Source organism: Betaproteobacteria bacterium (assembly GCA_016791345.1).
Classification (GTDB): domain Bacteria; phylum Pseudomonadota; class Gammaproteobacteria; order Burkholderiales; family JAEUMW01; genus JAEUMW01.
Window position 1 is genome coordinate 1 of sequence record JAEUMW010000389.1, and the last position, 7909, is coordinate 7909.

The following is a 7909-nucleotide window of genomic DNA, read 5'->3' on the forward strand; positions in this document are numbered from 1 at the left end:
GGTCAGTTCCGCAAGACGGGCGATCCCTACATCGTCCACCCGCTTGCGGTGGCAAACATCCTCGCCGAGCTCCACCTCGACCCGCAGGCGCTGACGGCAGCGCTGCTGCACGACGTGATGGAAGACACGTCGGTCACGAAGGGCGAAATCTCGCGCAAGTTCGGCAAGAACGTCGCGGAGCTGGTCGACGGCGTCTCCAAGCTCGATCGCATCGAGTTCGCCACGCACGAGGAGCACCAGGCCGAGAGCTTCCGCAAGATGCTGCTCGCCATGGCGCGCGACGTGCGCGTGATCTTGATCAAGCTCGCCGACCGGCTGCACAACATGCGCACGCTCTCCGGGCTCGCGCCCGAGAAGCGGCGCCGCATCGCGCGCGAGACGCTGGACATCTATGCGCCGATCGCGAATCGGCTCGGGTTGAACAGCATCTATCACGAGCTCGAGGATCTCTCCTTCAAGCACCTGTATCCGGCGCGCTACCGCGTGCTGTCGAAAGCCGTGAAGGCCTCGCGGGGCAACCGCCGCGAGGTGGTGCAGAAGATCCTCGAGAGCATCCGCAACAAGCTCAGGGACTCGCGCATCGACGCGAACGTCACCGGCCGCGAGAAGCACATCTTCAGCATCTATCGCAAGATGAAGGAGAAGCAGCTGCCCTTCTCCAAGGTCCTCGACATCTTCGGCTTTCGCGTGATGGTGAAGGACGTGCCGTCGTGCTATCTCGCGCTCGGCGCACTGCACGGGCTGTACAAGCCGATCCCGGGCAAGTTCAAGGACTACATCGCAATCGGCAAGACCAACGGCTATCAGTCGCTGCACACCACACTCTTCGGACCGTACGGCATGCCGCTCGAAGTGCAGATCCGCACTGCCGACATGCACAAGATTGCAGAGGCGGGGGTGGCTTCGCACTGGCTCTACAAGAGTTCCGACGCCACGCTCAACGACCTGCAGCACAAGACCCACCAGTGGCTGCAGAGCCTGCTCGAGATCCAGTCCGAAAGTGGCGACTCGATCGAGTTCCTGGAGCATCTGAAGATCGACCTCTTCCCGGATGAAGCCTATGTCTTCACGCCGAAGGGGAAGATCATGTCGCTGCCGCGCGGCGCAACGGCGGTGGACTTCGCCTACGCCGTGCACACCGACATCGGCAACCGTTGTGTCGCGGTGAAGATCAACGACGAGCTGATGCCGCTGCGGACCGAGCTCAAGAGCGGGGACCGCGTCGAGATCATCACCGCCGTGCACGCGAAGCCGAATCCGGCCTGGCTCGGCTACGTCATCACCGGCAAGGCGCGCGCCCACATCCGGCACTTCCTCAAGACGATGCAGTACGACGAATCGCGCCAGCTTGGCGAACGACTGCTCGCGCAGGCGCTCGCCGGTTTCGGCTCGAGCCTCGCCGAGATCGATTCGGCGACCTGGGAGCGCCTGGTGCGGGACGCCCGCGTCCGCGGCAAGGACGAGATCCTGGCCGACATCGGTCTAGGGAAGCGGCTGTCGGTGGTGGTCGCGCGCGAGCTCCTGTCGATGACCGAAGCGGCGCCGATGGAAATGAAGCATCCCGGTACCGTCGTCATCCGCGGCACGGAAGGGATGACCGTCCAGTTCGCGCAATGCTGCCGCCCCATTCCAGGCGACCCGATCATCGGCTGGATCAAGAAAGGTCAGGGCATGGTGATCCACACCCACGATTGCCCGGTCATGGCGAAGACGCGAGCCGATCCGGACAAGTATCTGGACGTGGAGTGGGATCCGGAGACGAAGAAGCTCTTTGATGTCAGCATCAAGCTCATCGCGATGAACCGGCGCGGTGTGCTGGCGCGCATCGCGGCGGAGATCGCCGACGCGGAGTCGAACATCGACAACGTGAGCATGGACACCGAGGACGGCAGCCAGTACAGCACCGTTCACTTCACGCTGCAGGTGCACGATCGCCTGCACCTCGCCCAGGTGATGCGCGCACTGCGACGCATTCCCGAAGTGGTGCGCATCGCGCGTGCGAAGGGCAACCTCTGAAGCGGCCCGTGAGCCGTCAGCGCTTGGCGCAGACGCTCAGACCGTCATCCCAGCCGAGTCGATAGTCCGTATCCGAGCGCTGCCGCTCGGCGTCCTTGGTCGGGTTGCCGCGGGCGGTCTTGCAACCTGCGGCAAACCCGTCCTTGAACGCCTGCGAGTATCCGGAAAGATTCACCGTCGGCCCGACCGGCCGTGGCTGCGTACAGGCGATGGTGCCGAACAGGACCACTGCGGCAGCTACAGCAATCCTGGCAATCGAGAGGTTCCGGTGTTCTTGCGGCAACGGCTCAGTGACCCTTGGGCAGGGCGGGTGCCATCGCGCTGCGCGACGCCCGCGGGTCGCCACTCGCCTCGACGCAATTCGACAGCGAGGCGTCGAGCATCGCGCCGGTGCCTGCGGCTCCCGGCACGTTGATGCCGGCACGGCGTACACACGGTGTTCCGCCCATGTTTTCCGACAGCGGTCCTTCCTTGATGCGGTCGATCGCACCGCCCGTTTGCAGGGGGTTGGCGCCAACCGCTTTCTGCGATAGGGGGAAATACCCGAGCAGGGTGGCGATCCCGAACAGGCTGTAGAGGATCACCACCAGCGCGACGAGCAGCAGCAGGAAATAAAGCCCCTGCTCCCAAGGCTCGTCGCTTCTGCCCCGGGTACGGAAAGGTTGCGACATGAAGTTACCCCACGACGGGGCGGAGCGCGAGGGCACGGGCCTCCCTGAGTTTTCGCTCACGGCGCTGCAACCTCAGCCAGCGCGGCTTGAACCCGCGTTTCTGTGCCGGCGCCTCGGACTCCGCCGCACGTGGGGCGGTGAGTTCCGCGTTCTCGGCCTTCGCCGACAGTGCAATCGTCTGGTTTTTGTTCATTTTCATTGGACTCCACGGTTGTGAGACACAACTCTCTTCTGCAACCGTCGTACCAATGAACAAAACTGATAAAAACCATATCCTTAGAAACTATCTTCGAGATCGCGTCGAGAAAAAACGTCGCCTGCGAGCGACAGACAATGCGACAGAGCCTGCATCGCCCCGCGCCGTGCCTCTATCGCCAGTCGCCGGCGAGCGACGACCTGTCACTCCGCGGCATTCTTGAAGAGCCGCGGGTCGAGATGATGACGCTGCAGCAGCTTGTAGAACTCGGTGCGGTTGCGCTTGGCCATCCGCGCTGCCTGCGACACGTTGCCGTTGGTGATTTTCAGCACCTGCGCGAGGTATTCCCGCTCGAAGCGGCGCCGCGCCTCCTCGAACGAGGACAGGGTCTCGGTCTGCGTCTTCAGTGCCCCCTGAACAAGGCTGGCCGGCACCACGGGCGAGGTGGAAAGCGCGACCGTCTGCTCGACCAGGTTGTAGAGCTGGCGGACATTGCCCGGCCACGGCGAGGAGATCAGGAGTTCCAGCGCTTCCGGTGCGAATCCGTTCACCGTCTTCTTGTAGCGCGCGGACAACTGCCGCAGGAAGTGATGCGCGAGCAGCGCGATGTCCTCCCGCCGCTCCGCGAGCGACGGCAGCGCCAGGTGCACGACGTTCAGGCGATAGTAGAGATCCTCGCGGAAGCGCCCGGCGGCGATCTCGACTTCGAGATCGCGATGCGTGGCAGAGATGATCCGCACGTTGATATCCAGGGTGCCGGTCGAGCCGACCGGCCGCACCTGCCCTTCCTGCAGTACCCGCAGCAGCTTGACCTGCAGCGAAAGCGGCATGTCGCCGACCTCGTCGAGCAGCAGCGTGCCGCCGTCGGCCGCCTGGAACAGGCCGCGGTAGTCGCGGATCGCGCCCGTGAAGGCGCCCTTGGTGTGGCCGAAGAGCTCGGATTCCAGCAGCGGCTCGGGGATGGCGCCGCAGTTCACCGCATGGAACTGCCGCTTCGCGCGGGTACTCGCCCGGTGAATCGCCTGCGCAAGCAGCTCCTTGCCGGTGCCGCTCTCGCCCGTGATGAGTACGCTCGCGTCGCTTTCGGCCACCAGCCGCGCCTTGGCGAGCAAGTCCTCCATCTGCGGGCTGCGCGTGATGACATCGGCGCGCCAGGCCTCGCTGCGGACCGGCTCCTCCCCTTCCTCCTTGATACCGGGTTCGGCGACACCGGAGACGGTGACGGCGCGCTCCAGTTCATCGAGCAGCGCTTTCGGATCGAAGGGCTTGGTGAGATAGCCGAAGATGCCGCGGCGGGTCGCCGTGACGGCGTCGGGAATCGTGCCGTGCGCGGTGAGCATCAGCACCGGCAGCGCCGGATTGTCGCGGTGGATCGCCTCGAAGAGCGACATGCCGTCCATCCCGCCCATGCGCAGATCGGTGACGACCGCCTGCGGGCGCGACAGCGACAGCTGGGCAAGCGCGGCTTCGCCGCTCTCCGCCGCCTTGACGTCGTAGCCGGCGGCCTTGAGACGGATCGACAGAAGCTTGAGCAGATCGGGGTCGTCGTCGACGACGAGGACCCGGGGTTTTGTCGCGTTCATGAGTGTCATTTTTTGTGCGGCGATGATTGTTCGCGGTCGATGAGACTCTTCTCGACCTCTTTCAGGGCGTCCAGCTTCTCCTGCAGGGAGTCCGCCCGCTTCTGCTCCTCGCGCATCCGCTCTTCCAGCTTCCGGTTGTCGCCGATCTGGAAGTAGGCGAAGGCAGCCAAGGCGCGCATGCCGTTGCCGGTGCCTCCCTTCTCCTTCACCATCGGTTCGAGGAGCGCCGCAGCCCTGGCATCATCGGCGCCGCCGGTGTTCGGCAGCAGCAACAGCAACGCATACAACAGCCGGTTGTAGTCCGTCTTCGCGCGTGCGAACGACTGCCGTGCCTGTTCGAGTTCTTTCGCCGCCTCGCCCGCCGCCATCCTGCGCACGCCTTCGCTCTGTACGAGGAGTCGATAGAGCTCGGTCTGCTGCGGCTCCTGCGGCGGGGGAAGTGGCGCCGGCTCGGTCTTGACCTCGGGTCGCGGCGGCTCCACCAGGACCGGCGCGGGTTCGGGCGGCACCACCTCGGGTGGTGGCACGACGGGCTTCGTGTGAGTGCACGCCGTGAATAGCGCGAACGCCGCGGCCAGCAGGATTGGCGAAGTGTACCGCGGAACCGGGTTCTTCATACAGCACTCACCGAGGTCGCTCCCAAATCAGGAACCCGTCGCGCGACCCGTGGCAGGTTCACGCGAAAGCAGGCGCCCCCGGCTTCGGCGTTGCGCGCCTCCACACTGCCGCCGTGGGCGGATACGTATTCCTTGACGATGGACAACCCCAGACCCGACCCCTTGATGCGCTGGTGGGGAGCACGGCGACCGCGAAAGAAGGCATCGAAGACCTTCTCCCGCTCCTCCTCCGCCAGCCCGGGTCCCGCATCGCGCACCTCGATGATCACGCGCTCCCCGCTCAAGGTGGCACCCATCCGGATGGTTTGCCCATCGGGAGAGAATTTGATGGCGTTGGACAGCAGGTTGTCGAAGATCGTGGCGATCCGCCTCTCGTCTCCCTCGATCATGATATCAGGGCATACGAGAGCGAAGTTCAGCCCACGGCTGCGCAGGGCAAGCTGGTGCTTCCAGGCCACGCCCTCCAGCACCGGCCGCAGCGCGAAGCGGGTGATGTTGAGAATCGACTTGCCGGCCTGCAGGGCCTGGTAAGCAAGCAGGTCCTCGATCAGCCGCTGCAGTTCGACGCCGTTCACCCGCAGAATCTCGACCACTTCGCGCTGATCCTCGGAAAGCGGCCCGACCGCACCCTCGGCGAGCAGGTCGGCGCCTTCCTTCAGCGCAGTCAGCGGAGTCTTGAGTTCGTGCGACACGTGCCGCAGCAGGCGCGCCTTCTGTTCCTCGAGATCGAGCAGGCGCTGTCGCATCCAGTCGAGGCGACGCCCGAGATATTCGAGATCGGCCGGCCCGTCGACGTGGATTTCGGTGTTGAAGTCCGCTTCGCCGAGCTGCCGGATCGCGCCTTCGATCTGGCGGATCGGCTTCGCGATGAGCGCCGTGAATCCGACCACGAGAAACACCACCACCGGCACCAGCCCGAGCAATTGCCAGATGACGAGCTTGCGCACCTCCTCCGCCTTTTCCTGCAGCGAACGTACCTCCCGGTCGACTACCTCGCTCCCCTGCTGCTCGATGGTCCGCGCGAGGTCGGCCAGCGCAGTGAACTCGCCCACCGCATCGCGCAGCGCATCGGGATTCGAGCGCGACTCGAAGACGCGGCTGTGCAGCGCCTGTTCGGCACTGTTCAGTTCGGCCAGCAGTTCACGCCGCGCGGTGTCCGGGACCAGTTCTTCAAGTCCCACCGCCTCGGTACGGAACTTCTCGTGCGCGACCTCGAAGCCTTCCAGCAGCGAATCGTCGCCAAGGATCATGAACTGGCGAAAGCGGCGCTCCATGACCGTCACCTGCTCGATCAGGATGCGGCTCGCCTGCGCCGCCTGCACCGCCTGGTGCACGGCCTTGCGGCTCTGGTTCGCCACCTGCCCCACGGACAATGCGCTGGTGGCAAGCCCGAGCAGCAGCGGCAACGCCACCAGCATGAAGCCGACTACCGTCAGCATCAGGAACGAGCGGGGATAGTATCGCTGCATCATGTGGCCGGCCCGGGGGCGAGACGGCGCCGAAGAACCACCACCCGCGCTCCCGTGAAATATCCGATCGTCGAGAGCATAATCATTCACCGGTACAAACAAAAGCTGCGTTACCTTTGCCGCATGTCTGCCTATCAACGCATCCTGGTTCCCGTCGACGGCAGTGAAAGTTCGCTTCTGGGGGTGCGCGAGGCCGTTCGCCTCGCCCGTGATCAGGCGGCGAAGATCCGCTTCGTGTTCGTCGTCGACGAATCTGCCGTCGGACTCACCCTGGAAGGATTCGTCGCATTCAACGACATCGTCGACGCGCTGAAACAGGCCGGGCGGGATGCGCTCGCCGGCGCGGACGCACTCGCACGCGAGGCGGGTCTCGATGCGGAGACATCGCTCGTGGAGGAATACGCGGGCCGCGTCGCGGATGCGATCGTCGAAGCGGCGAAGCGCTGGCCCGCCGATCTCATCGTGATGGGCACGCACGGTCGCCGCGGACTCCAGCACGCGCTCGTCGGCAGCGAGGCGGAAGGCGTGATGCACAAGGCACCGGTGCCGCTGCTGCTGGTGCGGGGCAAGACCTGAACCGCTCGCTCGATGGCTGAACTTGCGCTTGGCCCCGCCGATGACGGACGTGCCTTCGACGCGCGGCCGGGAACGATGATCGTCATCGAACTGCCGGAGAATCCCACGACCGGCTTTCGCTGGTCCCTGCGCTCGAAGGTCGCGCCGGTCCTCGTGCTCAAGGCCGACCCGTTCGTGCCGCCGCAGAACACGCGTCCCGGCGCGGGTGGCAGCCGCCGCTTCGAATTCACTGCTTCAACCATCGGAAGCGCCGGGATCGTGCTGTGGAACTGGCGCGAGTGGGAAGGCGAGGGGTCGGTGGCGAAGCGCTACCAGGTAACGGTGAGGGTGAAATAAGACAGGCGCAGGGCAATCCCGGAGGTTCGCGCCCCGGCTATGCCGCGACCATTTGCTCCCGTTCCAGCGCCCGATCCAGCGCCGGACGCGACAGCAGACGGTCGGCATAGGCGCGCAGCAGGTCGGAATCGACTGGAATCCTGGCCGAGGTCGCCCACGCCAGTATGTGGGAGAGCATGATGTCGGCGGCGGTAAAGCGATCGCCCAGGATGAAAGCGTTGTCGCCGAGACCTTTCTCGAGGACGCGACAGGCGCGCCCGAATTCCCACTTGGCGGCCTCCTCGACCGCCGGCACCCGCAGTTCCTGCGGCAGCGCGAAGCGATGCTTGGCAAGGGTCCGCAGCGGCTGCTCGAGTTCGGAGATCGCGAACGCCAGCCATTGGTTGTAGCGGGCACGGTCGGCTGTGCCGAAGCCAGGGGTCAACCCCGACGCGGGAAAGCAATC

At 65.1% G+C, this 7909-nt stretch carries 9 protein-coding genes; 3 read left to right on the plus strand and 6 right to left on the minus strand.

Going from position 1 to position 7909, the window contains the following annotated elements:
- Positions 1–2016 (plus strand): bifunctional (p)ppGpp synthetase/guanosine-3',5'-bis(diphosphate) 3'-pyrophosphohydrolase (locus JNK68_14945; protein ID MBL8541643.1); only part of this gene is annotated, 2016 nt, incomplete at its 5' end.
- Positions 2017–2032: 16 nt separating this feature from the next.
- Here the strand turns inward: JNK68_14945 and JNK68_14950 are convergent.
- The 5 genes from JNK68_14950 to JNK68_14970 all read right to left on the minus strand — a co-directional run bounded on the left by JNK68_14950 (position 2033) and on the right by JNK68_14970 (position 6552).
- Complete coding sequence (locus JNK68_14950; GenBank protein MBL8541644.1) at positions 2033–2299, minus strand: hypothetical protein; 267 nt, start codon at positions 2297–2299, stop codon at positions 2033–2035.
- 4 nt (positions 2300–2303) lie between these two features.
- A complete protein-coding gene (locus tag JNK68_14955) occupies positions 2304–2687 on the minus strand; it encodes a hypothetical protein (GenBank protein MBL8541645.1) in 384 nt (127 codons plus the stop codon).
- Between the two features lie 399 nt (positions 2688–3086).
- Positions 3087–4466, minus strand: a complete 1380-nt coding sequence (locus tag JNK68_14960; GenBank protein ID MBL8541646.1) for a sigma 54-interacting transcriptional regulator — start codon at positions 4464–4466, stop codon at positions 3087–3089.
- 5 nt (positions 4467–4471) lie between these two features.
- The gene (locus JNK68_14965; protein ID MBL8541647.1) at positions 4472–4993 is read right to left on the minus strand and encodes a hypothetical protein; all 522 of its coding nucleotides are present in this window, start codon (positions 4991–4993) and stop codon (positions 4472–4474) included.
- Positions 4994–5079: 86 nt separating this feature from the next.
- A complete protein-coding gene (locus JNK68_14970) occupies positions 5080–6552 on the minus strand; it encodes a HAMP domain-containing histidine kinase (GenBank protein MBL8541648.1) in 1473 nt (490 codons plus the stop codon).
- 123 nt (positions 6553–6675) lie between these two features.
- On the opposite strand from JNK68_14970, the gene JNK68_14975 reads away from it, so the two are divergent.
- Together JNK68_14975 and JNK68_14980 are read left to right on the plus strand one after the other, a co-directional pair.
- Positions 6676–7128, plus strand: coding sequence for a universal stress protein (locus JNK68_14975; protein ID MBL8541649.1), 453 nt, complete (start codon positions 6676–6678; stop codon positions 7126–7128).
- Positions 7129–7140: 12 nt separating this feature from the next.
- Positions 7141–7464 carry a protease inhibitor I42 family protein gene (locus JNK68_14980; GenBank protein MBL8541650.1) on the plus strand — a complete coding sequence of 108 codons (324 nt, stop codon included), beginning with the start codon at positions 7141–7143 and terminating at the stop codon, positions 7462–7464.
- Positions 7465–7501: 37 nt separating this feature from the next.
- Here the strand turns inward: JNK68_14980 and JNK68_14985 are convergent, their stop codons facing one another.
- Entirely contained in the window at positions 7502–7888 is a 387-nt protein-coding gene (locus JNK68_14985; protein MBL8541651.1) for a glutathione S-transferase C-terminal domain-containing protein, read from the minus strand.
- Positions 7889–7909 lie beyond the last annotated feature (21 nt).

Coding starts and splice junctions, on each gene's coding strand:
- JNK68_14955 (MBL8541645.1), bottom strand. CDS start 2,687: ATGTCGCAACCTTTCCGTACCCGGGGCAGAAGCGACGAGCCTTGGGAG.
- JNK68_14960 (MBL8541646.1), bottom strand. CDS start 4,466: ATGAACGCGACAAAACCCCGGGTCCTCGTCGTCGACGACGACCCCGAT.
- JNK68_14970 (MBL8541648.1), bottom strand. CDS start 6,552: ATGCAGCGATACTATCCCCGCTCGTTCCTGATGCTGACGGTAGTCGGC.
- JNK68_14975 (MBL8541649.1), top strand. CDS start 6,676: ATGTCTGCCTATCAACGCATCCTGGTTCCCGTCGACGGCAGTGAAAGT.
- JNK68_14980 (MBL8541650.1), top strand. CDS start 7,141: ATGGCTGAACTTGCGCTTGGCCCCGCCGATGACGGACGTGCCTTCGAC.